The sequence below is a fragment of the Salinisphaera dokdonensis CL-ES53 genome (assembly GCF_040361215.1).
Lineage (GTDB): Bacteria > Pseudomonadota > Gammaproteobacteria > Nevskiales > Salinisphaeraceae > Salinisphaera > Salinisphaera dokdonensis.
This window is the reverse complement of sequence record NZ_APND01000001.1, coordinates 555,632-580,558: the sequence shown is the minus strand read 5'-3', so window position 1 is coordinate 580,558 and position 24,927 is coordinate 555,632. Positions and strand designations below refer to the sequence as shown.

Sequence of the window (24,927 nt, the reverse complement as noted above, 5' to 3'; positions counted from 1 at the left end):
GAAGATAACGACGCCATGATTGCAACCAACGCCTTTGCCCGCGCGTTCTCGCTGCTCGGGTTGATCTGTCTGCTCGCTGTCGCGCCCGCGGCGATGGCGCAGAACGGGGAGAGCGCCCAGCCCGCGCCGAAGACACAGCGGCCGGTCTATCTCGATATCGTCCCGGTCGCCGACGCGCGTTACTCGATGCTGCCCGAGGAACTCGTCGCCTCGCTCGCGAACGAAGCACTTTCGGACGCGCGCCAGGCCACGATCCGCATGAAGGGTCAGGACCTGCCGTCCGGCGTGCGCGTGCTGCGCATCATGTACATCGTCCACCAGCAGGAAGAGTCGGATGGCGTGACTGCCGCGGTGGCCGCGTCCACGGAATTGCTGCGCACGTCCGCCGAGGGCGACGGCGATATCCAGACGTTCTCGATCTACAACGGCCTGCAGCAGACGCTGGTGCAGGGCCCGGACGTCACCCGTGCCCGTGAGCAGCTGCGCATTGCCTTCAAGAAAGAGTTGCAGGCGCGTATCAGTTCGGCCTTCCAGAACGCGGAAGCGCTATAGAGCTCCAGGAGCGGCCCCGCACGACGACGTTTCGGCCGGTGCGAGCCGGCCGGCTTAGCCCCGGCGGGCTGCGCTGTTATCCTTGCCGCCATTGTTTTTGACGCTCAAGGAAAACGTCATGGCCGAAAACGAAATGCCCGAGATCAAGGTCGATGCCGACAGCATGTACCGCGAAGAGTCCTTCACGGACCTCAAGGTCGGCAGCATCCGTCGCCTGACGCCCGTAACCCGGGACGGCGAGGACGACAACTCGCGCGATATCATCTTCGAAGGTTCCGCCAGCCTGATGACCCCCGCCGGCAACCTGCCGCTGTCTTTCGAGCTGGAGGCAGACACGCTTTCCGGCGCCATCGACAAGTTCCCGGACGCGGTCAACGCCGCCGCCGAGCGCGCGATCGAGGAACTCAAGGAAATGCAGCGCCAGCAGAGCCAGCAGATTCAGGTGCCGGGGCAAGGCGGCTACGGTGGCGGCGGCCAGGAAGGTGGCGGCCGCATCCAGTTCTAGCGGCGCCAGTCAGACGGTGCAGCGGATGAACGCCGCCGCGGCTTAGTAATGCGGCGGCGTTTCATCGGTCTCGTTGGCGTCGCCGCCTTCGGACAGCGAAGAAATCCGTGATTCCAGCTGTTCGCAGCGCAGGGTAAGACGGTCCAGCGCGCGGGCCTGTGCGTAAATCGTATCGCTGAGCTGATTCAGCGTGTCGTCGATATACGCCATCCGCATTTCGAGTTCCTCGAGGTTGTTCGTCGGCATCGGATTGTCTCGTATCAATTCAGGGCGCTTCGGCGGGCCTTGGCACCGCCGGCACCGGATAAAGGCTGTTCTCATGCATCGTCGGATTCGTGTTCTTGTTCTTCTTCTGTCGAGCATTGTATTGGCAGGCTGCGCCGCAAACAGCCAGCGGCCTTCAGCGGCTGCCGGAGATGCGACCACCGTCAAGGGCCAGATCGCCTATCGCGAGCGCATTGCCCTGGTTCCCGGCAGCCATGCACGGGTCCGTGTCGAGGATGTCGCCATCGCCGATCGCAAGGCGCCCGTGATCGCGAGCCAGACCCTCGATCTCGCCGAGCGCGGCGTACCCGCTGCATTCGAGTTGGTTATCCCGCGCGACAAGCTGGCACCGCATGGCCGTTACAGTCTGCGCGCGATGATCATCGGCCCGGATGGTCGGCTGCTTTGGACGACCGACACCCACCATCCCGTGCATTCCGACCGGCGCGTCAACGATCTCGGTCTGCTGATGCTCAAGCGCGTGCATTCCGATTCGCGTGATCGCGAGGCCGCAGACAGGCCGCTGACGGGCGTTGAGTGGGTGGTCGAGGATATCGCCAATGCCGGCATCATCGACTTCTCCCGCGTGACCCTGAACTTCGACACCGATGGCCGGCTGTACGGGCGCGCCAGCTGCAATCAATACAGCGGCACCTACGAACTCGAAGGCGATCAGCTGAGCGTGGGCCGCACCACGGTCACCATGAAGGCCTGCGCGCCGGCGCTCAACAATCAGGAGCGCCGCTTTCTCGATGTACTTGAGGACGCGCGCGGTTTCGAGATCGATGGCACCGAAAAATTGATCATCCATACGGCCGCCGGGTCGACGCTCGAGGCGTATCCGCAGCGATAGCGCGCGGCGGAAAAGGCGCCGGTCAATCGGTCGCGCCGTCCTCGGCTGTCAGGTTCAGTTCGCGCGTGAGCGCCTGGCGGAGCGCGTCGATCTCGTGGTGCTCGTAAGCCCGCCCGGACTCCAGGTTGCCCCACACAGGCTTCGGCCAGCAGGGATCATCCGCGTGGCGTGCGATCACATGCACATGCATCTGGCGCACCTGATTGCCGAGCGTGGCCACATTGAGCTTGTGGGCGTCGAACCAGTGCGCCACGAAGTTTGAAAGCGAGCGGACCTGCTTGCTCACGCGGTCATGTTCGGCATCGTCGAGTTCGTGCCAGTCGACCGCGTCCGTATCCACCACCAGAATCAGCCAGCCGACGGCCGCATTGCGATTGAGCAGCACGCTGGCGCGGTCGAGCGTGCCGAGCACGTGGCAATCCGCGAGCAGTTGGTCGTTGATTTGCATGGGCATTCGCCTGGCGGCTCGAAAACGATCGGCGCGCTCGGCGCCGAGCGCGCCATTGTATAAGATCGCTCCGGGGCGCACTGTTTCGTGGGCGCGGTCGACGCGCCTGCCGTGGATCAACCGGGGGCACAATGGAAGTAATCAGAGGCTGGATCGACGTTATTCAGGGTGGCGGCTGGTCCGGCCTGCTCATGGCGGGTTTCGCCGTCGTCGCGGGGATGTTCATCTTCGCCTTCGTATCCAACAAGTACTTCTGGATCGTGCTGGCGGTGGTCGCGGCCGTGCTCGGCGCCTGTTTCTATTTCGGCGTCGATCTCTCGTTCGACTTCGACTTCCTGCGCTGAAGTCTTCGTCAGTGTGCCTGGGGTGACAGCGCCAGGCGCAGGCCAAAGCCGACCAGCACACTGCCGGTGATGCCATCGAGAGCGCGCGTCGTGCTCGGACGCGCCAGCGCGCGCGCGAAAGGGCGGGTCGCGAGCGTGAGCAGGATGAACCAGATCAGACTCAGCGCCGCATGAATGGCCGCGAGTAGCGCGCTGAAGGCGACCACGTTCACGTCGGCCGGCATGAACTGCGGCAAAAAGCTCACATAGAACACGCCGACCTTGGGATTGAGCAGGTTGGTGGTCAGCCCGCGAAAGAACCAGCGCAGGCCGGTTTCGTCGTTCTGGGCCTGCGCTTGCAGCGTGTGACTGTCGTTCCAGTCCGTACGCGCACCACGCGTGGCGGCATACAGCATCCGCCCGCCGAGCCAGATCAGATACGCCGCGCCAGCGAACTGCAGGATGCGATAGGCGATTTCGGATACGGCCAGTACCGCGCCCAGGCCAAGTGCGGCCAGCAGCCCCCAGGCGAGCACACCGATGACTACGCCAAAGGCGGCAAACAGCGCATTGCGCGCATTCTCGACCGCGGCGGTGCGCAGCACGAGCGCGGTATCGATACCCGGGGTGAGCGTCATCAGGCCTGCCGCCAGGGAAAAGCTGATCAGCGCAGACGAAATATCCATGGGCGGCTCCATCGAAACGCCGCGAGACGCATCAGCGTTTTCGGTCGGACAAGCCGTTCAGTGGTGCCCAGGGCGAGAATCGAACTCGCACTCTGTTGCCAGAACCGGATTTTGAATCCGGCGCGTCTACCAGTTCCGCCACCTGGGCCGCTGAACGCCGCGGAGTATACCGCTGTGACCGGGCGCGACCAATGCTTGGCGCAAAAAGAATCCCGAGTCCGGTCAGTAGTCGGCGAGAATCGCCTCCATATCGGTCTGGTAAGCCGTCACCGTCTGGCGATAGCTCAGCGACGGGCGCGAGCGGGTGCCGTTGATCACGAAGGCGAAGGCGCCGTAGCCGCCGCTCTGCAGCCGGAAATAACCGGCCAGCGCGCGCACGGTCACCGGCTCGCTGAGCGTGCCGGTCTTGGCATTGATACGGGTCAGCCAGTCGAAGTTGCCCTGCTTGAGCGTGCGCGACGGCGCCGACAGTGGCACCGGAATGCTGCCGTAGAAGGCGGGAAAGAGCGACGGCTGGCGATACATATAGGACAGCAGCGCAACCAGATCGCGCGCCGAGAGCTTGTTGCTCACCGCCAGACCGCTGCCGCTTTCGATTATTGGACCCGTGCCGGCCGTGGCCTGGCTTGGGAAGTTCTCGCGCAGGGCGCGATCGGCGAGCGCTTCAAGCGACTGCGAGGCGAGCGGCAGCGTGAGCGGGCGGTTGTAGCCGCTGTCGGCGGCGAGATCGAGCGTGAGCGTATCCGCCATGTAGTTGTTGGAGTAGGCCATCAGCGGGATCAGCTGTTCGGCGAGGGTGCGGCTTTCGACGTAGGCCAGCGTGTCGCCGCCGCCGGCATTGGTCTGCACACGCGGCTGGCCGCTGACCGAAATGCCCATATCTTCCAGCATGGCCATAAGCACGCGGGCCGTGTCGTTGGCCGGGCCGGTGACCGCGCGATGGACTTCATAGGGGCCGGTGCCCATCGGTAGCGCGCCGCGCAGATGCAGCGTCGAGCGGCCGCCGTCGTAGGTGCGCCAGACGCGCAGGCTCGGTCGGGTATGCGGCAGCCCGGTCGTGACCTCGTTGTCGATGTTGTAGCCGGACAGTCCGATGGGATGCAGGGCCACGCGAGCGGCATCGCCGGAACGCTCTCCGGGATAGACATTCGCCTGAATGGTTGCGAAATTGACGCCTGCCGAGGACAGCGGCGAGCTGTAGGCATGGGAGGCCACGCGCTGGGCATCGCAGCGGTCCTTGGTCAGACACGGCACGCTGCCGAACAGGCCGTCGTCGACGATCAGGTTGCCGTTCACCCGGTTGATGCCGCGTTCGCGCAGCCGGTTGATCAGCGACCACAGGCGCGGGTTGTCGAGCGCTGGATCCCCGCCGCCTACGAATACCAGGTCACCGTTGAGAGTATTGCCGGAGACGCTGCCGTGGCTGGTCAGGCGGCTGGTGAATCGATGCGCCGGGCCGAACTGTTCTAGCGCCGCGCTGGCGGCATAGAGCTTGCTCACCGAGGCCGGCGTCAGGCGCTGGTCGGCGTTGATCTCGTCGATCACCGACATGTCGTCGAGACGGATGACCAGTGCGCTGACATCGGCGCGCTGCGAGAGCTCGCGCAGCGAGTCGAGATAGGGCGCGGCCAGCGCGCTCGTGCTGAACAGCAGGGCGGCGAGCGCCACGGCCATGGCCGGTACGACACCAGAAACAGACTGGCCTCGGGCCGGTTTGCGAGCAATGAACATGTGTTCCCCATTGGGGCCGGTGAGCCCGGTGCGGCGCGGCGAAAGCGGCAGTGTAGGGGTAGCGTGGGCGCGGACTCAATTTGACGAATTGCCGCATGCCGGCGTCGACGCCATGCGATGGCGTGTCTACACTGCGCCGCCATGCATCTAGAACGTCTGGCCCAATCCGGCGACGCCCGTCGCGCCCGCCTGTCCCTGCCGCACGGCGTGGTCGATACCCCGACCTTCATGCCGGTAGGCACCTACGGCACGGTCAAGGGCATGACGCCCGAGGAACTCGAAGGTCTCGGCGCCCAGATCGTGCTGGGCAACACCTATCACCTGATGCTGCGCCCGGGCACCGAAATTGTGGGCCTGCACGGCGGCCTGCACGACTTCATGCACTGGGACCGGCCGATTTTGACCGACTCCGGCGGTTTCCAGGTCTGGAGCCTGGCCGAGATGCGCAAGCTCACCGAGGACGGTGTGGCCTTTCGCTCGCCGATCGACGGCTCCTCGCAGTATCTGTCGCCGGAGCGCTCGATCGAGGTCCAGCATGCGCTGAACTCGGATATCGTCATGTGCCTGGACGAGTGCACGGACTACCCGGTCGCCAAGGCAGACGCCGCGACCTCCATGCAGCTGTCGATGCGCTGGGCGGCGCGTTGCCGCGAGGCCCACGGCGACAGCAGCAACCTGCTGTTCGGCATCAATCAGGGCAGCGTGTTCGACGATCTGCGCGCCGAGTCCATGGCCGCGCTGGTCGATATCGGCTTCGATGGTTATGCCATTGGCGGCGTGTCCGTGGGCGAATCCTGGGAGCTCAAGGCACGCGTGCTCGAAGGCGTGTTGCCGGTGACGCCGGCGGATTATCCGCGCTATCTGATGGGCGTGGGCACGCCGTCGGATCTGGTCGCCGCGGTGTCCTTCGGTATCGACATGTTCGATTGCGTCATGCCCACCCGCAACGCGCGCAACGGCTATCTGTTCACCTCCGAGGGCGTGGTCAAGATCAAGAACGCCGTGCACAAGCGCGACACCGGCCCGCTGGACCCGAACTGCGGCTGTCCGACCTGTGCGAATTACAGCCGGGCTTATCTGCACCATCTGTATCGCTGCGGCGAGATTCTGTCCGCGCGGCTGAATACCTGGCATAACCTTTACTATTATCAGGCGCTTATGCAGCGCATACGCAGCGCGATCGAGGCGGATCGCTATGCCGACTTCATGCGCGAATTCTTCGATTCGCCTGAAGGCGCGGGCACGGCCCAGGCCGCCTGGTTTGGCTACGGAGCCGCCGGTGCCTGAGGCGGCAAATCGTAGCTCGGGGGTGAGATCGGCTGTGGCATACTACGCCGCTTGTTCAACGCCTGAACCACTAGTCATCGAAAGAGGCGACCTATGGATTTTCTGATTTCTCCGGCCTATGCACAGGCGGGCGGCCAAGCGGGCGGCATCATGCCCACGCTCATCATGGTCGGTCTGTTCTTCGTGTTCATGTACTTCATGATCATCCGGCCGCAGATGAAGCGCCAGAAGGAGCACAAGAAGTTGCTCGAGAGCCTGGACAAGGGCGTCGAGGTCGTTACCTCGGGTGGCGTAGCCGGCAAGATTCGCCAGGTCGGCGAAAACTTCATCGTCGTGGAAGTATCCGACGGCGTTGAAATCCGTATCCAGAAGAACGCTGTTGCCAGCGTCGTGCCCAAAGGCACGCTGGAATCGCTCTAGAGCGCATCCTCGTTTGGTCTGTCCGGCCGCGTGACGAGGCGTGGGTCGGGCAGGACCGTAGACCTTTGGTCGGGGCCCTATGAATCGCTATCCGTTGTGGAAATACCTGCTGCTGCTGTTCGTGCTTGCGGCGGGCGTGCTTTATGCGTTGCCCAACCTCTACGGTGAGCAGCCGGCGGTGCAGGTATCGCAGGCGAGCGGCGACCCGGCCAGCCAGGCGCTCGTGCAGCGCGTGCGCCGGACCCTGACCGAGGCGGATGCCGCGCCCAGAGACATCACGCTCGAGGAAGGGCGTCTGCTGGCGCTCTACGAGAACACCGAGTCCCAGCTCAAGGCCGCCGGCGTGCTCAAGCGCCAACTCGGTAACGATTTCACCATCGCGCTCAATCTCGCCCCGAGCACGCCGGACTGGCTGCGCGCGGTCGGTGCGGAGCCGATGGCGCTGGGCCTGGATCTGCGCGGCGGCGTGCATTTCCTGCTCGAAGTGGACATGGAAACGGTCTTCAACGAGACCTATGACCGCTACTCCCGGGACCTCCCGCGTTTCCTGCGGGACGAGTCGATCCGCTACAGCCGCGCCACACGCGACGGCGACACCGTTCGGCTGCAGTTCCCTAACACCGATGTCATGAGCGAAGCGCGCAATGCGCTGACCAGCGAATTCAGCGTGCTCGAATTCCGCGAGGCCTCGGGCGGCGACAACATGCTCGTGGCCACGCTCAACGAGACCGAGCAGCAGCGCATCACCGATTTCGCGCTGCAGCAGAACCTCACCACCCTGCGTAACCGTGTGAACGAACTCGGCGTGGCCGAGCCGTTGGTGCAGCGTCAGGGCGATTCGCGCATCGTCGTCGAGCTGCCCGGCGTGCAGGACACCGCCGAGGCCAAGCGTCTGCTCGGCAAGACGGCAACGCTGGAATACCGGCTCGTTGCCCAGGGCAAGGACGCCCAGGCCGCGCAGTCCAGTGGCACGGTGCCGGCCGGCACGGAGCTCTACCAGACCCGCGATGGCCGTCCGCTGCTGCTCGAGCAGGATGTGATCGCCTCGGGTGATCAGCTCGTCGATGCGTCGTCCGGTTTCGACCAGCAGTCGGGTAGCCCGGCCGTGTTCGTGACCCTGGATGGCCAGGCCGCGAGCAAGATGTTCGACGTCACCTCGGCGCATGTCGGTGATCCGATGGCGGTGCTGTTCATCGAGAACAAGATCGAGACCCGCTACGAAAACGGGGAAGAGATCCGCGAACGCAAGAAGGTCGAAGAGGTCATCAGCGTCGCGAATATCCGCAGCGCCTTTGGCAAGCGGTTCCAGACCACCGGCCTGGAGCGCAAGGAAGCCGCCGATCTGGCCCTGCTGCTGCGCGCAGGCGCGCTGGCCGCGCCGGTGAACATCGTCGAAGAACGCACCATCGGCCCGAGCCTGGGTGCTGACAACATCGAGCAGGGCCGCATGGCGGTGGTCGTGGGCTTCCTGCTGGTTGTGGTGTTCATGGTCATCTACTACCGCGGTTTCGGGCTGTTCGCCAACGCCGCGCTGTTCATGAACCTGATCCTGATCGTGGCGCTGCTGTCGTTGCTGCAGGCCACGCTCACGCTGCCGGGTATTGCCGGCATCGTGCTGACCGTCGGTATGGCGGTTGACGCCAACGTGCTGATATTCGAGCGAATACGTGAGGAGCTGGACGCGGGGAATACCCCGCAGTCTGCGATCAAGGCCGGTTATGACAAGGCGTTTTCGTCGATTGCCGATGCCAACGTCACGACCCTGATCGCGGCGGTTGTGCTGTTCGGCTTCGGTACCGGCCCGATCAAGGGCTTCGCGGTGACCCTGTCGCTGGGCATCGTTACCTCGATGTTCACCGCCATCGTCGGCACCCGCGCCATCGCCAATCTGGTCTACGGCCGCAAGCGTCGGCTCCAAGGCCTTTCCATCTGAGTCGTCCGATATGCGCCTGATCAAGCCCAATACATCGATCGACTTCGTCAGCTACGGCAAGTACGCGATCGTTTTCTCGGCACTGCTTGTGCTGATCACTTTCGTGTCGTTCTCGATGGAGAAGCTGTCCTTCGGTGTGGACTTCACCGGCGGCGTGGTGGTCGAGGTCGGCTACCCGGACGCGGTTCCGCTTGAGGATGTCCGTAGCGCGTTGGGCGAAGGCGGCTATCCGGATGCCACGGTCCAGCATTTTGGCGCTTCCGATGCGGTGATGATCCGTCTCGCCAGCGAAGAGGGCGCCGAGAGCTCCGAAGTCAGCACGCAGGTGATGCAGTCACTCCAGGGCCAGAACAGTGAGGCCGAACTGCGCCGCGTCGAGTTCGTTGGCCCGCAGGTGGGCGACGAGCTGATCAACAAGGGCGGCTTGGCGCTGCTCTATACCGTGATCGCGATCCTGATCTACGTGATCGTGCGTTTCCACTGGAAGCTGGCCGCGGGCGCGGTCGCCGCTCTCGTGCATGACGTGCTGATCACGCTCGGCGTGTTCTCATTGTTCCATCTGGACTTCGATCTCACCGTGCTGGCGGCGCTGCTGGCGGTGATCGGTTACTCGCTCAACGACACGATCGTGGTCTACGACCGTATTCGCGAGAACTTCCGGCGCATGCGCAAGGCAACGCCGACCGATGTGGTCAATGCCTCGATCAACCAGACGCTCGCGCGTACGTTGATGACATCCGGCACCACGATTCTCACGTTGCTGGCACTGTTCTTCCTCGGCGGCGAGATCATCCACGGTTTTGCCACCGCGCTGCTGATTGGCGTGCTGATCGGTACCTATTCGTCGATCTTCGTCGCCAGCGCGCTGGCGCTACGGCTGGATATCAACGCCCACGACCTGTTCCCGCCGAAGGAAGAGGACGCCGAGAAGGCGGCGCGGGTTACGCGTTAGCTTTTCTGGGCGGAGTGGCGTACGGCGAAAGCGGAGCTCGTCTGGAAGAGCTGAAACGCTGGTGGTGTGAAGCAATGAGTTCTGAATCAACGGCGTAGGCGGGCGCCGCTTGGGGTTTCGCACTGCTGTGCGAGTGTCTTTTATTTGCTTGTCCAAATAAAAGTCACCAATACAAAAGACACCCCGTCTTGCGTCGGCGCTTCGCGCCGATGCCCTGCGCTGCTCGCCCGGCCGGGCGCAGCCGGAACTCGCTTCGCTCAGACATCCGGCTGCTTGATCCCGGCCGCGCTCCGCTGCTCGGCGCTACGCTAAAGGGGCCCCAATACAGGCAGGCTCGCTGTCACTCGCTTAATCCGACAAGAGCAGAGTCGCACGCCTAATTTCTGTTCGGCAGGCGACGCGACTCTCGCTTTTAGCTTGGTGTCTTGTATCGGGTCCCGTTGCACGGCGACGGAGGCACGTAGTGGCGGCGGGTGTCCGGCGCACTGCGCCGGTGCGTACAGCATGTTTGAGGATCGCCAAAGCGATCCGAGTTCTGTACGCATCCCGTCGCCGCTGCGTGTTGGAGTGCACCGGCGCAGCCGGCGCCGTGCCCGGGTGTCCTTTCTCTTGGGCACTTCTCTTTGGACAAGCAAAGAGAAGTGACTCGCACAGCAGTGCGAAACAAAAGGTCCGTCAAACTCGTGAGCGCCGAAAGACTTGCGGCCCGAAGTTAGCGGTTCTTGAGCGTGATGACCGCGTTAAAAGAGCGCCGCTGGTGTGACCTAAGAAGCGCGCCCGCTCGGCGTGCGCTCGATCTTCTCGATCAGCTGCGGATAGAGTTTGGGATTGGACGCAATGACATTGCCGGTTTCCATCGGATCACGATCCTTGATATCGCCAGCGATACCGCCCGCGCCGCGCACCATGAGTATGCCCGCCGCCATATCCCAGGGCGCCAGACCCATTTCCCAGAAGCCGTCGAGGCGCCCGGCGGCAACATAAGCCAGGTCCAGTGCAGCCGAGCCGGCACGACGGATGTCCGAGCTCGCCGACAGCAGGCGGTTGAACACCGGCATATGGGTGGCGATGTCCTGTTTCTTGCGATAGGCAAAGCCGGTCGCGAGCAGGGCCTGGCGCAGACGCACGGTACGAGTCACGCGGATACGCTTGCCATCCAGGCTGGAGCCGGCACCGCGATCGGCGGTGAACAGCTCATCCTTGACCGGATCGTAGATCACCGCGTGTTCGAGCACGCCGTTGACCTGGCAGGCGATCGAGACACAGAAATGCGGGATGCCGGCAATGAAATTGGCGGTGCCGTCGATGGGGTCGATGATCCAGACGGTGTCCGAATCGCCGGCTTCGCCCGATTCCTCGGCCATGAAGGCATGATCCGGGTAAACGCGGCTGATGGTGTCGATGATCACCTGCTCGGCGCGCTGGTCCGCTTCGGTGACGAAATCGTTGCGGCCGCTCTTGGCGGTCACCTCGCCGGTATCGCCACGCCGGTAGTAGCCCAGGATCACGTCCCCGGCACGGCGGGCGGCCGTTACGGCGATATTGGTCAACGGTTGCATCGGCGAATCCTTGTCGAACCCCGGCATCGATGTGCCCGGCGAGCCATGAAAAGCCGGGTAGCGTACCATCTGCACGCCTTATGCGATGCGAGACGCGGTTATGACGGACCCGGCCACGCCCGAAAATCCGACCTTCGACGCGGCCCGCCTGGGCCGACTGCGGATTGTGCTGGTCGGCGCCCAGCACCCCGGCAATATCGGGGCGGCGGCTCGCGCCATGAAGGTGATGGGTCTGCACGACCTGGCGCTGGTCGCGCCCGAGCGTTATCCGGATGCGGAGGCGACGTCCCGTGCCTCCGGCGCCGACGACGTGCTCCAGAATGCGCGCGTGGTCGATACGCTCGAAGAGGCGATCGGCGATTGCGTGCTGGCGATCGGCGCGAGTGCGCGCCGACGCAGTACCCATTGGCCGTTGGTCGATGCGCGTACGGCCGCCGTGCGCGCGGTCGAGCTGGCGCAGGATCAGACCGTGGCGCTCGTATTCGGGCGTGAACGCAGCGGTCTGGAGAACGCTGAGCTTGATCTGTGCCAGCTGCATCTGCAGGTGCCGACCAATCCGGACTACCGCTCGCTTAATCTGGCGGCGGCCGTGCAGGTTGTGGCCTACGAGCTGCGCATGGCGGCGGGCGACGCGCCGGAAGCCGTGCCGGCGCACGAGCCGGTATCCACGGCCGACATGGAGGGCCTGTTCAGCCACTGGCAGGACGTACTCGAGACCAGCGGTTTTCTCGATCCCGAAGCGCCGGGTGTACTGATGCGCCGGGTGCGTCGACTGTTCAATCGCGCCGCGCCGGATCGTACCGAACTCAATATCCTGCGCGGCGCGCTGCGCGCGCTGGACCCGCGCCGGCGACCGCTTCGCGGCGCGATGGATACGGGCGATACGCGCACCGATCAGAACTGACTGTCTGTCGAAGAACGACTCGTAAGACTTGATCCGGTGGCGCGCGACCCGAAATAGTGGGGTACTGACCGAATAACGCCCGATCGGCGCGAGGACAACAGCATGAATCAGCACGATTCGCCATCAGTCGCGCAGGCGCCTGCGCTGGCTGCGCTTTGGGGCGCGAAATGATCGCCCGCATGCGCGAAGACATTCAGACCATCTTCGAGCGCGACCCCGCCGCGCGCAGCGTCTGGGAGGTGGTCTTCTCTTATCCTGGCCTGCACGCGCTCTGGTGGCATCGCGTCGCGAACTGGTGCTGGACGCACCGGCTGAAATGGGTCGCGCGCTTCGTATCGCACATGTCGCGCTGGGTGACGGGCATCGAAATCCATCCGGGCGTGACCATCGGCCGGCGGTTCTTCATCGACCACGGCTTTGGCGTGGTGATCGGCGAGACCACCGAAATCGGCGACGACGTGACGCTCTATCAGGGCGTAACGCTCGGCGGCACCAGCTGGAATCCCGGCAAGCGCCATCCCACGCTGGCCAACGACGTGGTCGTGGGCGCGGGCGCCAAGGTTTTGGGTCCGTTCACGGTCGGCGCCGGCGCGCGGATCGGCTCCAATGCGGTGGTGGTCAAGGAAGTGCCGCCCGGCTGCACCGCAGTCGGCGTGCCGGCCAAGCTGGTCAAGTGCAAGGACGGCACCCCTGAGGATCGGCGCCGCGAGACCGCCGATCGAATCGGCTTCTCGACCTATGGCGTAGCCCAGGACATGCCCGATCCGGTCGCCAACGGCATCGACGCCATGCTCGATCATATCGACTCGCTGGAACGTCGCCAGGACGAGCTGGAAGCGCTGACGAAGCGTCTGTCCGAGCAGCTTGGCGAGCAGCAGACAGACAAGGCCTGATTCAGGTCGCCCCCGCGCCATGAGCATCTATTTCGACCACAACGCGACCACCCCGATGCATCCCGATGTATTCGAGGCGATGCGCCCGTGGCTGACCGAACGCCACGGCAACGCGTCGTCGCTGCATCGTGCCGGTCGCGAGGCACGCGCCGCGGTCGACGAAGCGCGCGGGCGGGTGGCGGACTGCGTGAATGCCCATCCGTCGCAGGTGATCTTCACCGGTGGCGGTACCGAGGCCGACAACATGGCGCTCAAGGGCGTGGCGGCCATGCGAAAACCGGGTCGGATGCTGATTTCGCCGATCGAGCATCCCGCGATCACCGATGCGGCGGAAGCGCTCGAGCGCGACGGCTGGCGGGTCGACCGTCTTAAGGTCGATAGCGAAGGGCGGGTCGATACGGCCGATTTGGAACGCGAACTCGCGGCCCGCGACGTCACGCTGGTCTCGATCATGGCGGCGAACAACGAAACCGGCGTGATCCAGGATATGGCTGCGATCGCGAAGATCGTGAGCGCGGCCGGGGTGTGGCTACATACCGACGCGGTTCAGGCGATCGGCAAGCTGGGCTTCGATTTCGCGGCCAGCGGCGCGCATTGCGCGAGCCTGTCGTCGCACAAGATCCAGGGCCCGAAAGGTGTGGGTGCGCTGATCGTCGACAAGCAGATGGACATGGCGCCGCTCATCCACGGCGGCGGCCACGAACAGGGTCTGCGCTCGGGCAGCTACAACGTCGCCGGGATCGTGGGCTTCGGCGCGGCGGCGAAACGGCTCATGGTCCATCGCGACACCGAGATCGCGCACATGCGTGATCTGCGCGACAAGCTGGAGGCCGGGCTGGACGCCATGCCCGGTATCACCCGCTTCTCGGCACATGCCGAACGTCTGGCCAACACCTGCCAGTTCGCGGTCGCCGGCTATGACGGCGAAGGCCTGCTCATGCTGCTCGATCGCGAGGATATTGCGGTGTCGTCCGGCTCGGCCTGTGCTGCGGGCACCGGTGAGCCAAGCCCGGTGCTGCTGGCCATGGGCATCGACCCGGCCGTTGCCCAGGGCGCGATTCGCGTCAGCCTCGGGCCTCAGAACACGCTGGAGGAAATCCAGCAGTTCCTGCTTGTGCTGGGGCGCCTGTCCGATGGCGGCGGTGTAGCCATGCCCGGAAGCATCAGCGCCTCCGTGCTGGGATGAGCGCGGCGGGCGACGTTCTATATCTCGACCATGCTGCGACCGCGCCGCTCGCGCCCGGCGTTTTCGCGGCCATGCAGCGAGCGCTGCTCGATACGTCTGCAAATCCCGCTTCGCTGCATGCCCCGGGTCGCGCGGCCGCTGACGAGGTCGCCGCTGCCGCTGCAGGATTGGCCGGGCTCGTCAACGCCCGGCCGCGCGACCTGATCTGGACATCGGGCGCGACCGAATCGATCAATCTCGCGCTCAAGGGCGCGGCAGAATTCGCCGGCGGCGATGCGCACGTCGTGAGCGTGGTCACGGAACACAGCGCCACGCTCGATACGCTGGATTGGTTGGAAAAACGTGGGGCCCGGGTGACGCGTCTGGGCGTCGATGATCACGGTCGGCTTGATCTCGAAGCGCTCGATCGCGCCATTGCCGACGGCGCGACGCTGGTCTCGGTGATGCATGTGAACAACGAAACCGGCGTGATCCAGGAGATTGCCGCGATCGGGGACCTGTGCCGCGAGCATGGCGTTGCATTGCACGTCGACGCCGCCCAGAGCCTCGGGCGGTTGCCGATCGATATGGACGCCATGAACATCGCGCTGCTGTCGGTTTCGGCTCACAAGATCGGCGGGCCGAAAGGCATCGGCGCACTGTTCGTGCGCCCGCGCACCGGCATTGCTGCGCAATTGCATGGCGGCGGTCAGCAACGTGGATTGCGTTCCGGCACGCTCGCTACCCATCAGATTGCGGGCTTTGGCGCCGCGGCGGATCATGTCGCAGCGACGCGTGGCGAAGAGCAGGCGCGTCTCGGCGCGCTACGCGATCGCCTGTGGGGGCAGATCGACAGCCTCGAAGGCGTGATGCGCAACGGCGCGCCCGCGCAGGTCGCAGCGCCGTTTCTCAATGTCAGCGTGGCCGGCGTGCATGGCGAAGCGCTGCTGATCGGGCTCACCGAGGGCACACCGGCGCTGGCGGTCTCGTCGGGCGCGGCCTGTAGCGCGGCCAAGGGGCAGTCGTCCTATGTGCTACGCGCGATGGGGCGCACGCCGCGCGAAGCGGGCGCAAGTATCCGTTTCAGTCTCGGCGCGAACACGGACGACGCCACAATCGAGCAGGCGGGCAGGCGTTTCGTGGCCGAGGTGGAGCGGCTGCGCGCGCTGGCGCCGGCGGCATGAGCGCGTCGACGGCGGAGGACCCTTGGCTGGCGCGTTTTCTCGCGCCGAGACACGCGCTCGCTGAATGTGCCATTATTCAATGGCAAGGTGTGGGCGATGCCGACACCCCGGGCGAGGATGCGCACTGTCGAATCCATCTCGCCTGCGAGCAGGAAGACAACGAACGGCGTATCGTCGCGGCGGCGTTCGCGGCATTCGGCCCACCGGTGGTGGTGGCCTGTGCGGACTGGCTCTGTGAACAGTTGCGCGACCGAACGATCAATGACGCCCGCAGTCTAAAACTGCGGGACATCGAACAGGCACTGGCTCTTGCGCCGGGCGAGCGCTATGCGGCGCTGCTCGCAATCGACGCATTGGCCAGCGCACTGGGCAATCTGGGATGATGAGGTTATGAGTGAAACAGCAGTCGAAACCGAGGAAATAACGCTGACGCAGGCCGCAGCCGAGCGGATCAATGCCCAGCTGGCCAAGCGGGGCAGTGGCATCGGTCTGCGGGTGGGTGTGCGCAAGTCCGGGTGCAGCGGTTATATGTACACGATGGACTATGCCGACGAGATCAGCGCCAACGACGGCGTATTTGAAGGCTTTGGCGCAAAAGTCGTGGTCGACCGCAAGCACCTGGCGGTGTTGAGTGGCACCACCCTCGACTTCAAGTCCGAAGGTCTCAACCGCATGTTTCGATTCGATAATCCGCGCGCAAAGCATGCCTGCGGCTGCGGCGAGTCGTTCACGGTCTAGCGCGCGGCGGCGCGGCGCGCCCTGACAAGCGGTGGGGCAGAACGCTACAATGGGAGGTTAGCCATCGCGCCAGCCACTCGCTGGTGCGCATTTTTTAGCGATTTGCCGTTCCAGTAGGAGAGACCATGGCCGTTGAGCGCACCCTGTCCATCATCAAACCCGATGCCGTAGCCAAGAACGTTGTTGGTGAGATTCTCAGCCGTTTCGAGAAGGCCGACCTGCGCATCATCGGTGCACGCATGGTGCATCTGTCCCGCGAGGATGCCGAGAAGTTCTACGCCGTGCATTCCGAGCGCCCGTTCTTCGATGCGCTGGTCTCCTTCATGATCTCCGGTCCGGTGATGGTGCAGGCTCTCGAAGGCGAGAACGCCATCGCCAAGAACCGCGACCTGATGGGCGCGACCAATCCGAAGGAAGCCGAAGCCGGCACCATCCGTGGTGATTTCGCCGAGTCCATCGACGCGAACGCCGTGCACGGTTCGGACGCCCCGGAAACCGCCGAGCAGGAAATCGCGTTCTTCTTCGGTCAGGATGGCCTCTGCCCGCGATAAATCCGAAACGCGTCGTCTGTCCATGAGCACGAAAGCAAGCGAAACCAAAACGACCAGCTCCGCCGCCGCGAAAGCGACGCGCGTCAACCTGTTTGGTCTGGACCGCGAGGCCATGGCGGCCTTCTTTCGTGAGCACGGAGAGTCGGCGTTCCGGGCCAAGCAGGTCATGCAGTGGATCTATGCCCGCGGCGTGACCGACTTCTCGGCGATGACGGATCTGAGCAAGGCGCTCCGAGAGCGTCTGCCCGACATCGCCGAGATCCACCCGCCGGCCAAGATTCGCGAGCAGAAGGCTACCGACGGCACCCGTAAATGGCTGCTGGCGGTAACCGAGGATCTGGATCCGGATAACGCCATCGAGGCGGTTTACATCCCCGAGGCAGACCGCGCGACGCTGTGTATCTCGTCGCAGATCGGCTGCGCGCTGGATTGCTCTTTCTGTGCGACCGGCAAGCAGGGCCTCAACCGTAACCTCACCACGGCCGAGATCGTCGGCCAGGTGTGGATGGCCGAGCACGACCTCCGTGCCCAGGGCCTGGTCCACGGCGATCGGGCGCTGTCGAACATCGTGTTCATGGGCATGGGCGAGCCGCTGGCCAACTACCGCGCGGTAGTGCCGGCGATTCGTATCCTGCTCGACGATTACGGATTCGGCCTGTCTAAACGGCGGGTTACGGTGTCGACTTCGGGTATGGTGCCGTTCATGGATCGCCTGCGCGAAGAAGTGGATGTCGCCCTGGCCGTGTCGTTGCACGCGCCGACTGACGATCTGCGCGACGAACTCGTGCCGATCAACCGCAAGTATCCGCTGGCCGAGCTCATGGCGGCCTGTGATCGCTATGTCGAAGACAAGCAGCGACGGGCCCACGTGGTCTATGAATACGTGCTGCTCAACGGCGTCAACGACAATCCCGAGCAGGCACGCGGGCTGGTCAAGCTGCTGGCCAATCGGCCGGCCAAGATCAATCTGATCCCGTTCAACGCTTTCGAAGGCAGCGGCTACACCCGCCCCGACGAAGCGCGAATCCGCCAGTTCCAGGACATCCTGCACAACAAGGGGCTGCGCACCACGGTGCGGCGTACCCGCGGTGACGATATCGACGCGGCCTGCGGGCAGTTGGTCGGCCGTGTGCGGAGCAAGCAGAAACGGCACTTTCGCGATGTGCCGATCCGGGTCGAGTCCAAGCCGGTTGCGTCGGTATGAGGCAGCGGCGTGCTGTAGTCCTGTTGTTGCTGTTGGCCGTGCTCGTGGCGACTGCCGGCTGTGCCGGCAGCCGTAACGCGGTCGACAACCAGCGCGCGGCCGAAGCCAATGCCAGCCTCGGCGCGGATTTTCTGCGCAAGGAAGACAACGAACAGGCGCTGTCGCGTTTTCAGCGCGCCCTGGGGTATGACAGCAACAACCTGGCCGCGAACTGGGGCATGGCGATCGTGAGCGATCGGCTGGGCGAGACCCAGGACGCCGAGCGCTACTACGAAAAGACGCTCGACCTGCAGCCTGGTGCGCCCATCTACAACAGCTATGCCGCGTTCCTGTGCAAGCAGGGCGACGTGGATCGTGCGGTGAAGTATTTCAGTCGTGCATCCAAGGACCCGCGCTACGCCGGGCGTGCGGACGCACTCGCCAACGCCGGGCTGTGCCTGCATCGGGCTGACCGAGTGGAAGCGGCCGAGCGTTATCATCGTCAAGCATTGGCGGCCAACGCCGATCAGTTCACCGCGCTGTCGGACATGGCGCGGCTGAAGTTTGAACAGGGTGATTTTTTGCGAGCCCGCGCTTTCAATGAGCGAGCGGACTCGGTCAGCCAGCTCGCCCCCGAGCAGCTTTTGCTCGGCGCGCGTATCGAACTGGCCCTGGGCGATCGCGAGGCCGCAAGCGCCTACGTCGAACGCCATAACAGCCGTAAACCGAGTGCGACGCTGTCACTGCGCCAACTGGAGCAATCGCGCTGATGAACGAATCCATGCAGCCTTCCGATGAAAGCGTACCCGAGCGTCCTGCGCGCAACCGGTCCGACATGAAGTCGCCCGGCGAGTTGTTGCGCGAGGCGCGTCTGGCGCACGACTGGTCGGTCGAGGATCTGTGTGCCGAAACCAAGCTCTCGGAAAAGTCCGTTCACGCGCTCGAAAACAACGAGTTCGACCAGCTTTCGCAGCCGATCTTCGCCGGCGGTTACTACCGCCAATGCGCCAAGGTGCTCGACATCGACGCCGAACAGATGAATCAGGCTTATGCGGCCTGGGGCGGCAAGAAGACGTCGTCGCAAACGGCACCGCCGGCCGCCGTCGACGTGGTACCGCAAGACGTTACACCGCCGAACTGGCGCGCCTTCGGCATCATCGGCCTGGTTGTGCTGGCCCTGGTGGTTGGCGCAGTGTTTCTGTTCATGCCGGACGGCGACCTGCCGGAAGAAAATGCGGGCGCAGATGGCGATACGGCGGCGCTGGCCAGCGGCCAGGGCGGCAGCAGCTCTGGCAACCGTATTGGCAGCGGCAACAGCAGCGCGACAGGCAATGGTCGGCCGACCTCGCAACGTTCACGCGAGACGGGCACCAGCCTGCGCGTCTCGCCCGGCGCCTCGGATGGTCCGGGCAGTGCCGATCGCAGCGCGATGCCCAACACCGGGCAGCGCAGCGGCGGGCGGAACGTGAACGATACGCTCGGCATCGACCGCGAGGCCGAGCGCCGCCGGCGTGAAGCCGAGCAGGCGCCGCCGGAGCCGCAGGTTGCGCCCAACCATCTGGCCGTGAACTTTACTGATCGCTCCTGGGTGGATATCCGCGATGCCAACGGCTCGCGGCTGCTCACCGGCATTTACGAAGCCGGCGAGACGCGCGAGTTCGAAGCCGACGCGCCGTATCGCATCACGCTCGGCTATGCGCCGGGGGTGAGCATGCAGATCGGCGGCCAAGACGTCGACGTGCAAGCCCAGACCACGAGCAACAGCACCGCCCGACTCACCGTCGAAGCCCGCGACAACTAAAAGCCCGACTCGACCCATGAGCCAGCGTATCCAGTCCATCCGCGGGATGAACGACATCCTCCCGGCCGACAACGCGGCCTGGGCAACGCTCGAACGCGTGGCCGCGCGCGTGTTCGCCGGCTACGGCTACGAACAGATCCGGCTGCCGATCATGGAGCGCACGGGGCTGTTCAAGCGCGCCGTCGGCGAAGTCACCGACATCGTCGAGAAGGAGATGTACACCTTCGAGGATCGTGGCGGCGAATCGCTGTCGCTGCGCCCGGAAGGCACGGCCGGCGCGGTGCGTGCAGGCATCGAACACGGCCTGCTGCACAACGCCACCCAGCGTCTCTGGTACACCGGCCCGATGTTCCGTTACGAGCGGCCACAGAAGGGCCGTTATCGCCAGTTCCACCAGTTCGGTGTCGAGGCCTTCGGCCAGACCGGGCCGGATGTGGATATCGAACAGATCGCCATGGCCGCGCGTCTGTTCGCCGCCCTCGGCGTGACCGGCATGCGCCTCGAGATCAACACCCTCGGCACGCCGGACGAACGCGCCGACTACCGCGATGCGCTGCACGCCTATTTCAGCGCGCGTCCGGATACGCTGGACGAGGACAGCAAGCGCCGTCTCGACCGCAATCCGCTGCGTATTCTCGATACCAAGAACCCGGCGATGGCCGAATTGGTCGAGAAGGCGCCGACACTGCGCGAGCATCTCGGCGACGAATCCACCGCACATTTCGACGGCCTGTGCGAAGGCCTGGACGCGCTCGGGATCGATTACACGATCAATCCGCGGCTGGTGCGCGGGCTGGACTACTACACGCGCACGGTGTTCGAGTGGATCACCTCGGACCTCGGTGCTCAGGACGCGGTCTGCTCCGGCGGGCGCTTCGACGGTCTGGTCGAACAGCTTGGCGGCAGCGGAACGCCAGCCATGGGTTTCGCCCTGGGTGTGGAACGCCTGATTGCGCTCATGCTTGATCAGAACGTGCCGCTTGATGATCTCAAGCCGCAGGTCTATCTCATCCATACCGGCGATGCGGCGAGTGCCCGTGTGCCGGCCCTGGCCGAGGCATTGCGTGATGCATTGCCGGAGCTACGCCTGCGTGTGCATGCCGGCGGCGGCAGCATGAAGTCGCAGTTCAAGCGCGCCGACAAGAGCGGCGCGCAGTTCGCGCTCGTGTTCGGCGACGACGAAGCCGCGGCCGACGAAATCCAGATCAAGCCGCTGGCGGATCGGCGCCCGCAGGAACAGGTCGCCATTGATCAGGCCGCCGAACGGCTGGCTGCGCTGCTGGCCGGCGAGTGAATGAACCTGCTGGCTTGATTGCAGTCTTTACAACGTCTTTCTCCAATAACAACGCAAAGCTCGACGCATGGCCCAATTCGAAAACGAAGAAATGAACAGCCTCAAGCGCTGGTGGGATTCCAACGGCATGGCACTGGTAATCGGTGTCGTGGTCGGGCTGGTCGTGATCATCGGCTGGCAGGGTTGGCGCTGGCATAGCGAGAACCAGGCCACCGAGGCGGCCGACATCTACCAGCAGGTAGAGCAGGGCGTCGCCAATGGCGAGGTCAACGAGACGGTGCTGGAAACTGCGACCCGTCTGAAGGACGACTACGCAGGCACGCCGTATGCGGCCAACGCCGCGCTGCGCCTGGCCGGTCACTATGTGGAACAGGAAGATTACGCCAAAGCGCGTGAGCAGCTCGATTGGGTGGTGGAGAACGCTGCCAGCGAGGGTGTATCCCACATCGCGCGGGTACGTGCCGCACGTTTGGCATGGACTGAAGGCAACGCCGACGAGGCCCTGAAGATGCTCGACGCCGAGCATCCCCCGTCGTTCGACGCACTCTATGCTGAGGTGCGGGGCGATATTCACGCGGCCCAGGGCGATCGTGAAGCGGCCTACAAGGCCTACCAGCTGGCCCTCGAGAACCTGCCGCAGGACACCCCGAGCCGTGCGCTCGAGACCAAGCTTGCCGATAACGCGCCGGCCGATGCGGCCGACGCGCCGACCGATAAAGAGAGCGCTTCTGCATCATGAATGATCGACGCACGAATTCTGTTCGCACGACCGGCCTGATCGCCGCGCTGGCCCTGTCGGGTGCGGTACTCACGGCCTGTGGCGGTGGCGCCAATGTGACCGAGCCGACCCCGTTGACCGAGCTCAACGCGCCGGCCTATCGCATGAATACGGTCTGGAAGACGGACGCAGGTGAGGGCGCCGGCGAATACGTCAGCGGTTTTGATCCCGCGATCAAGAACGATCGGGTCTATGTGGCTAACAGCGACGGCTATGTCGTCGCGCTCGACTTGGCCAGCGGCGATCGCATCTGGCGTTCGCGTACCGGCGATCGCCTGATCTCGGGGCCGACGGTGTCGGGCGGCCTGCTGCTCATGGGCACGCGTGACGGCGAGATCGTCGCGCTGTCGGCATCGACTGGCGAACGCGAATGGACCGCGGAGCTGTCGAGCGAGATCATCGCTGCACCCGCCGCCAACGGCGAGCTGGCCGTGGCGCGTACGCTGGACGGCCGTCTGGTCGCCCTTGACCTGGCCACCGGCAACCGCCGCTGGACCATCGAGCGCAGCGTACCCACGCTGACCCTGCGCGGCACGTCGTCGCCGGTGATCGACGGCAATACCGTGTATGCCGGGCTCGACAACGGCAAGGTGCTCGCGCTGGACGTGAACACCGGCGAAGAGCGCTGGTCGCAGGCGATCGCTTTTCCGAGCGGCCGCTCCGAGCTCGAGCGTATCGTCGATATCGATGCCGACCCGCTGGTGATGGACAACGAACTGTACGCCGTAAGCGCCGGCGGTCAGCTCGCCTCCCTGGCGATCACGTCGGGCCGCGTACGCTGGAAGCACGAGATCGCCTCCGAGCGGGCGCTTGGGCACGACCAGCGAAATATCTATGCCGCTGATCGCGACAGCGACGTCTCTGCGGTCAACCGTCTCACTGGCAGTGAAACGTGGAAGCAGGAAGGCCTCAAATATCGTGAGCTCACCGGTCCCGCGCTTTACGAGGGCGATCTGGTAGTCGGCGATTACGAAGGCTATGTGCATTGGTTGTCGGCTGACGACGGCAGCGTGATCGCCCGCGGGCACGTCTTCGACGAGCCGATCCGCTCGCAGCCGATCGTGACGGGTAACCATGTGATCGTGCTTGGCGCCTACGGCGAGATCGCCGCGCTGCGTTTCACGCCCAGCGGCGATCGATAACCGCAACGCCGAGGCTGGCCCCATGGAATCCGTACTACCCGTGGTGGCCCTTGTGGGTCGGCCCAATGTGGGCAAGTCCACGCTGTTCAACCGCCTCACGCGCACCCGTGACGCATTGGTGGCCGATCAGCCGGGCGTGACCCGCGATCGCCACTACGGCTTCGCCGTGCATGCCGGGCGGCGCTACATTGTCATCGATACCGGCGGTATCGGTCAGGACGACGAGGATATCGACAGCCAGGCGTTCGCCCAGACCCGCGCGGCTCTGGAAGAAGCCGATGTCGTGCTGTTCGTGGTCGACTCCCGCCAAGGCCTGCTCGCCGGCGACGAGACCATCGCGGAGCAGCTGCGACGGATCGATCAGCCCGTGCATGTCGTGGTGAACAAGAGCGAAGGCCAGGTTGCGGTCAGCGCATCGGCCGAGTTCCATGCACTGGCTCTGGGCGACCCCTGGGCCATTTCCGCGACCCACGGCGATCGTATTTCGGCCGTGCTGGAACATGTCTTCGCCAGCTTGCCGGAGCCGCGTGCCCAGGTGCTTCCGCATCATCGCGATGCCATTCGTCTGGCCCTGCTGGGGCGGCCGAATGCCGGCAAGTCGACGCTAGTCAATCGTCTGCTGGGCGAAACCCGCATGCTGACGCAGAACGCGCCGGGCACGACGCGCGACGCGGTCGCCAGCGAATTCACCTTCGACGACAAGCCGTACGTCATTGTCGATACCGCCGGGGTGCGTCGGCGCTCGCGTATCGACGACCCGGTCGAGAAGGTCAGCGTGGTCAAGGCCATGCAGGCGGCCGAACAGGCGCAGGTGGTGATCGTGATGCTCGACGCGGCCAGTGGCCTGTCCGCCCAGGACGTGCGCCTGCTCAGCCTGGCGATCGAGCGTGGCCGGGCGGCCGTGATCGCGGTCAACAAATGGGACGGCCTCAAGAGCAAGGCGCGCGAAAAGCTGCATGCCGAGCTGGTCGAGCGTATTGGCGCCTTCGATTACCTGCCGCTGCTGTTCATCTCCGCACTGCATGGTTCCGGCCTGCGCGAACTTCTCGATGCGGTGCAGGCTTCGCATAAAGCCGCGTTTGCCGAGATGACCACCAACGCGCTGTCGCGCACGCTTGAAGATGCGGTCGAGGGCCATTCGCCGCCCGCCGTGCACGGCCGGCGGATCAAGCTGCGCTATGCGCACCAGGGCGGCCGCAACCCGCCGACGATCGTGATTCATGGCAATCAGACCCAGCGCCTGTCCGACGAGTACAAGCGCTATCTGATGCGTCGCTTCCGAGAGAAATTCAATCTCTTCGGCACGCCAATCAATCTGGTGTTCAAGAACAGCGATAATCCTTATGTGAAGGACGGCCGAGGCGGCAAGAGCAAAAGCGGCTCCCCACGCCGTAGTCGCTAACGTAGGCGCACCAACCTCGCGCCTAATAGAGCAGGGTTGGAACACGCGACAGGGCGTCGAGCAAGTCCTGTCGTGGGCGCCTGCGCGCACGACGAGCCCGGCCCCTGCATTGGCCAGCCGCGCAGCAGCGCTCAGCCAGCGCCATCCGCATTCCCGCGGTGGTCCGGTTAGCAGGCACCCCGGATTGACGCTGATCAGAGACCTGACTCTAGACGCGTTTTAGCGCGGTCGTCGTCAGCGCGATCTGCTGAAAGCAGACATAAAAAAACCGACGCCGGCACGGATAAACGTGTCGGCGTCGGTTTCCAGAAATTGCCGGGCGACAGCGCGGCCGTACCGCAACGGATAGCTCGCCCTAGGTTTGTCTCCGCTGGCAGGT

At 64.6% G+C, this 24,927-nt stretch carries 27 protein-coding genes and 1 tRNA gene; 22 read left to right on the top strand and 6 right to left on the bottom strand.

Translation table 11 applies throughout. The features are described from left to right. Window positions 1-15: 15 nt before the first annotated feature. Both SADO_RS02655 and SADO_RS02650 read left to right on the top strand, forming a co-directional pair. Window positions 16-552, top strand: coding sequence for a hypothetical protein (locus SADO_RS02655; RefSeq protein WP_353108980.1), 537 nt, complete (start codon window positions 16-18; stop codon window positions 550-552). Window positions 553-670: 118 nt separating this feature from the next. Beyond that, complete coding sequence (locus SADO_RS02650; protein ID WP_353108978.1) at window positions 671-1,057, top strand: hypothetical protein; 387 nt, start codon at window positions 671-673, stop codon at window positions 1,055-1,057. A gap of 42 nt (window positions 1,058-1,099) precedes the next feature. On the opposite strand, the gene SADO_RS02645 is transcribed toward SADO_RS02650, so the two are convergent. Continuing rightward, a complete protein-coding gene (locus SADO_RS02645) occupies window positions 1,100-1,303 on the bottom strand; it encodes a SlyX family protein (RefSeq protein ID WP_353108976.1) in 204 nt (67 codons plus the stop codon). Between the two features lie 73 nt (window positions 1,304-1,376). Between SADO_RS02645 and SADO_RS02640 the strand changes: the two genes are divergently transcribed. Further along, window positions 1,377-2,174 carry an META domain-containing protein gene (locus SADO_RS02640; RefSeq protein ID WP_353108974.1) on the top strand — a complete coding sequence of 266 codons (798 nt, stop codon included), beginning with the start codon at window positions 1,377-1,379 and terminating at the stop codon, window positions 2,172-2,174. Window positions 2,175-2,196: 22 nt separating this feature from the next. Here SADO_RS02640 and SADO_RS02635 read toward each other — a convergent pair whose 3' ends face one another. Further along, the gene (locus tag SADO_RS02635) at window positions 2,197-2,622 is read right to left on the bottom strand and encodes an HIT domain-containing protein (RefSeq protein ID WP_353108973.1); all 426 of its coding nucleotides are present in this window, start codon (window positions 2,620-2,622) and stop codon (window positions 2,197-2,199) included. Between the two features lie 131 nt (window positions 2,623-2,753). Between SADO_RS02635 and SADO_RS02630 the strand changes: the two genes are divergently transcribed. Then, a complete protein-coding gene (locus SADO_RS02630; RefSeq protein ID WP_353108971.1) occupies window positions 2,754-2,966 on the top strand; it encodes a hypothetical protein in 213 nt (70 codons plus the stop codon). An 8-nt stretch (window positions 2,967-2,974) separates the two neighbouring features. Here SADO_RS02630 and SADO_RS02625 read toward each other — a convergent pair whose 3' ends face one another. The 3 genes from SADO_RS02625 to dacB form a co-directional block, all read right to left on the bottom strand. Beyond that, window positions 2,975-3,631, bottom strand: a complete 657-nt coding sequence (locus tag SADO_RS02625; RefSeq protein ID WP_353108970.1) for a LysE family translocator — start codon at window positions 3,629-3,631, stop codon at window positions 2,975-2,977. A 61-nt stretch (window positions 3,632-3,692) separates the two neighbouring features. After that, a tRNA-Leu gene (locus SADO_RS02620) sits at window positions 3,693-3,779 on the bottom strand. Window positions 3,780-3,853: 74 nt separating this feature from the next. After that, a complete protein-coding gene (gene dacB, locus SADO_RS02615; RefSeq protein ID WP_353108969.1) occupies window positions 3,854-5,362 on the bottom strand; it encodes a D-alanyl-D-alanine carboxypeptidase/D-alanyl-D-alanine endopeptidase in 1,509 nt (502 codons plus the stop codon). A gap of 141 nt (window positions 5,363-5,503) precedes the next feature. Between dacB and tgt the strand changes: the two genes are divergently transcribed. The 4 genes from tgt (at window position 5,504) to secF (ending at window position 9,954) form a co-directional block, all read left to right on the top strand. Further along, window positions 5,504-6,649 (top strand): tRNA guanosine(34) transglycosylase Tgt, encoded by a 1,146-nt coding sequence (gene tgt / locus SADO_RS02610; RefSeq protein ID WP_353108967.1) that lies wholly within the window; start codon window positions 5,504-5,506, stop codon window positions 6,647-6,649. 93 nt (window positions 6,650-6,742) lie between these two features. Continuing rightward, window positions 6,743-7,069: a preprotein translocase subunit YajC gene (gene yajC, locus SADO_RS02605; protein ID WP_353108966.1), complete on the top strand. Its 327-nt coding sequence runs from the start codon at window positions 6,743-6,745 to the stop codon at window positions 7,067-7,069. 79 nt (window positions 7,070-7,148) lie between these two features. Further along, window positions 7,149-9,002: a protein translocase subunit SecD gene (gene secD / locus SADO_RS02600; RefSeq protein ID WP_353108964.1), complete on the top strand. Its 1,854-nt coding sequence runs from the start codon at window positions 7,149-7,151 to the stop codon at window positions 9,000-9,002. 10 nt (window positions 9,003-9,012) lie between these two features. Then, window positions 9,013-9,954 (top strand): protein translocase subunit SecF, encoded by a 942-nt coding sequence (gene secF, locus SADO_RS02595; RefSeq protein ID WP_353108962.1) that lies wholly within the window; start codon window positions 9,013-9,015, stop codon window positions 9,952-9,954. A 764-nt stretch (window positions 9,955-10,718) separates the two neighbouring features. Here secF and SADO_RS02590 read toward each other — a convergent pair. Beyond that, window positions 10,719-11,582: an inositol monophosphatase family protein gene (locus SADO_RS02590; RefSeq protein ID WP_353108960.1), complete on the bottom strand. Its 864-nt coding sequence runs from the start codon at window positions 11,580-11,582 to the stop codon at window positions 10,719-10,721. 31 nt (window positions 11,583-11,613) lie between these two features. On the opposite strand from SADO_RS02590, the gene SADO_RS02585 reads away from it, so the two are divergent. The 14 genes from SADO_RS02585 (at window position 11,614) to der (ending at window position 24,548) form a co-directional block, all read left to right on the top strand. Then, complete coding sequence (locus SADO_RS02585) at window positions 11,614-12,417, top strand: RNA methyltransferase (protein ID WP_353108959.1); 804 nt, start codon at window positions 11,614-11,616, stop codon at window positions 12,415-12,417. 167 nt (window positions 12,418-12,584) lie between these two features. After that, on the top strand, window positions 12,585-13,310 hold the full coding sequence (cysE, locus tag SADO_RS02580) for a serine O-acetyltransferase (RefSeq protein ID WP_353108957.1): 726 nt from the start codon (window positions 12,585-12,587) through the stop codon (window positions 13,308-13,310). A gap of 19 nt (window positions 13,311-13,329) precedes the next feature. Continuing rightward, window positions 13,330-14,496 carry a cysteine desulfurase family protein gene (locus tag SADO_RS02575; protein ID WP_353108955.1) on the top strand — a complete coding sequence of 389 codons (1,167 nt, stop codon included), beginning with the start codon at window positions 13,330-13,332 and terminating at the stop codon, window positions 14,494-14,496. Then, window positions 14,493-15,659: a cysteine desulfurase family protein gene (locus tag SADO_RS02570; RefSeq protein ID WP_353108954.1), complete on the top strand. Its 1,167-nt coding sequence runs from the start codon at window positions 14,493-14,495 to the stop codon at window positions 15,657-15,659. Before SADO_RS02575 ends, SADO_RS02570 begins: the two co-directional genes overlap by 4 nt. After that, entirely contained in the window at window positions 15,656-16,042 is a 387-nt protein-coding gene (locus tag SADO_RS02565; RefSeq protein ID WP_353108953.1) for an iron-sulfur cluster assembly scaffold protein, read from the top strand. The genes SADO_RS02570 and SADO_RS02565 overlap by 4 nt, the downstream gene beginning before the upstream one ends. A 7-nt stretch (window positions 16,043-16,049) precedes the next feature. After that, window positions 16,050-16,397 carry a HesB/IscA family protein gene (locus SADO_RS02560; protein ID WP_353108951.1) on the top strand — a complete coding sequence of 116 codons (348 nt, stop codon included), beginning with the start codon at window positions 16,050-16,052 and terminating at the stop codon, window positions 16,395-16,397. 125 nt (window positions 16,398-16,522) lie between these two features. Next, window positions 16,523-16,948, top strand: coding sequence for a nucleoside-diphosphate kinase (ndk, locus tag SADO_RS02555; RefSeq protein ID WP_353108949.1), 426 nt, complete (start codon window positions 16,523-16,525; stop codon window positions 16,946-16,948). A gap of 22 nt (window positions 16,949-16,970) precedes the next feature. Beyond that, window positions 16,971-18,152: a dual-specificity RNA methyltransferase RlmN gene (gene rlmN, locus SADO_RS02550; protein WP_353108947.1), complete on the top strand. Its 1,182-nt coding sequence runs from the start codon at window positions 16,971-16,973 to the stop codon at window positions 18,150-18,152. Next, entirely contained in the window at window positions 18,149-18,901 is a 753-nt protein-coding gene (gene pilW / locus SADO_RS02545; protein ID WP_353108946.1) for a type IV pilus biogenesis/stability protein PilW, read from the top strand. Before rlmN ends, pilW begins: the two co-directional genes overlap by 4 nt. Further along, entirely contained in the window at window positions 18,901-19,932 is a 1,032-nt protein-coding gene (locus SADO_RS02540; RefSeq protein WP_353108944.1) for a helix-turn-helix domain-containing protein, read from the top strand. The genes pilW and SADO_RS02540 overlap by 1 nt, the downstream gene beginning before the upstream one ends. Window positions 19,933-19,948: 16 nt before the next feature. Beyond that, window positions 19,949-21,226 (top strand): histidine--tRNA ligase, encoded by a 1,278-nt coding sequence (hisS, locus tag SADO_RS02535; RefSeq protein WP_353108943.1) that lies wholly within the window; start codon window positions 19,949-19,951, stop codon window positions 21,224-21,226. Window positions 21,227-21,293: 67 nt separating this feature from the next. Then, window positions 21,294-21,965, top strand: coding sequence for a tetratricopeptide repeat protein (locus SADO_RS02530; RefSeq protein WP_353108941.1), 672 nt, complete (start codon window positions 21,294-21,296; stop codon window positions 21,963-21,965). Next, window positions 21,962-23,146: an outer membrane protein assembly factor BamB gene (gene bamB / locus SADO_RS02525; RefSeq protein ID WP_353108940.1), complete on the top strand. Its 1,185-nt coding sequence runs from the start codon at window positions 21,962-21,964 to the stop codon at window positions 23,144-23,146. Before SADO_RS02530 ends, bamB begins: the two co-directional genes overlap by 4 nt. A 22-nt stretch (window positions 23,147-23,168) precedes the next feature. Further along, a complete protein-coding gene (der, locus tag SADO_RS02520; RefSeq protein WP_353108938.1) occupies window positions 23,169-24,548 on the top strand; it encodes a ribosome biogenesis GTPase Der in 1,380 nt (459 codons plus the stop codon). Window positions 24,549-24,927 lie beyond the last annotated feature (379 nt).

Coding starts and splice junctions, on each gene's coding strand:
- SADO_RS02585 (WP_353108959.1), top strand. CDS start 11,614: ATGACGGACCCGGCCACGCCCGAAAATCCGACCTTCGACGCGGCCCGC.
- SADO_RS02655 (WP_353108980.1), top strand. CDS start 16: ATGATTGCAACCAACGCCTTTGCCCGCGCGTTCTCGCTGCTCGGGTTG.
- dacB (WP_353108969.1), bottom strand. CDS start 5,362: ATGTTCATTGCTCGCAAACCGGCCCGAGGCCAGTCTGTTTCTGGTGTC.
- SADO_RS02625 (WP_353108970.1), bottom strand. CDS start 3,631: ATGGATATTTCGTCTGCGCTGATCAGCTTTTCCCTGGCGGCAGGCCTG.
- SADO_RS02540 (WP_353108944.1), top strand. CDS start 18,901: ATGAACGAATCCATGCAGCCTTCCGATGAAAGCGTACCCGAGCGTCCT.
- secD (WP_353108964.1), top strand. CDS start 7,149: ATGAATCGCTATCCGTTGTGGAAATACCTGCTGCTGCTGTTCGTGCTT.
- SADO_RS02575 (WP_353108955.1), top strand. CDS start 13,330: ATGAGCATCTATTTCGACCACAACGCGACCACCCCGATGCATCCCGAT.
- ndk (WP_353108949.1), top strand. CDS start 16,523: ATGGCCGTTGAGCGCACCCTGTCCATCATCAAACCCGATGCCGTAGCC.
- secF (WP_353108962.1), top strand. CDS start 9,013: ATGCGCCTGATCAAGCCCAATACATCGATCGACTTCGTCAGCTACGGC.
- SADO_RS02630 (WP_353108971.1), top strand. CDS start 2,754: ATGGAAGTAATCAGAGGCTGGATCGACGTTATTCAGGGTGGCGGCTGG.
- SADO_RS02560 (WP_353108951.1), top strand. CDS start 16,050: ATGAGTGAAACAGCAGTCGAAACCGAGGAAATAACGCTGACGCAGGCC.
- SADO_RS02570 (WP_353108954.1), top strand. CDS start 14,493: ATGAGCGCGGCGGGCGACGTTCTATATCTCGACCATGCTGCGACCGCG.
- SADO_RS02565 (WP_353108953.1), top strand. CDS start 15,656: ATGAGCGCGTCGACGGCGGAGGACCCTTGGCTGGCGCGTTTTCTCGCG.
- yajC (WP_353108966.1), top strand. CDS start 6,743: ATGGATTTTCTGATTTCTCCGGCCTATGCACAGGCGGGCGGCCAAGCG.
- pilW (WP_353108946.1), top strand. CDS start 18,149: ATGAGGCAGCGGCGTGCTGTAGTCCTGTTGTTGCTGTTGGCCGTGCTC.
- hisS (WP_353108943.1), top strand. CDS start 19,949: ATGAGCCAGCGTATCCAGTCCATCCGCGGGATGAACGACATCCTCCCG.
- tgt (WP_353108967.1), top strand. CDS start 5,504: ATGCATCTAGAACGTCTGGCCCAATCCGGCGACGCCCGTCGCGCCCGC.
- SADO_RS02635 (WP_353108973.1), bottom strand. CDS start 2,622: ATGCAAATCAACGACCAACTGCTCGCGGATTGCCACGTGCTCGGCACG.
- SADO_RS02530 (WP_353108941.1), top strand. CDS start 21,294: ATGGCCCAATTCGAAAACGAAGAAATGAACAGCCTCAAGCGCTGGTGG.
- rlmN (WP_353108947.1), top strand. CDS start 16,971: ATGAGCACGAAAGCAAGCGAAACCAAAACGACCAGCTCCGCCGCCGCG.
- SADO_RS02640 (WP_353108974.1), top strand. CDS start 1,377: ATGCATCGTCGGATTCGTGTTCTTGTTCTTCTTCTGTCGAGCATTGTA.
- SADO_RS02645 (WP_353108976.1), bottom strand. CDS start 1,303: ATGCCGACGAACAACCTCGAGGAACTCGAAATGCGGATGGCGTATATC.
- SADO_RS02590 (WP_353108960.1), bottom strand. CDS start 11,582: ATGGTACGCTACCCGGCTTTTCATGGCTCGCCGGGCACATCGATGCCG.
- bamB (WP_353108940.1), top strand. CDS start 21,962: ATGAATGATCGACGCACGAATTCTGTTCGCACGACCGGCCTGATCGCC.
- SADO_RS02650 (WP_353108978.1), top strand. CDS start 671: ATGGCCGAAAACGAAATGCCCGAGATCAAGGTCGATGCCGACAGCATG.
- cysE (WP_353108957.1), top strand. CDS start 12,585: ATGATCGCCCGCATGCGCGAAGACATTCAGACCATCTTCGAGCGCGAC.
- der (WP_353108938.1), top strand. CDS start 23,169: ATGGAATCCGTACTACCCGTGGTGGCCCTTGTGGGTCGGCCCAATGTG.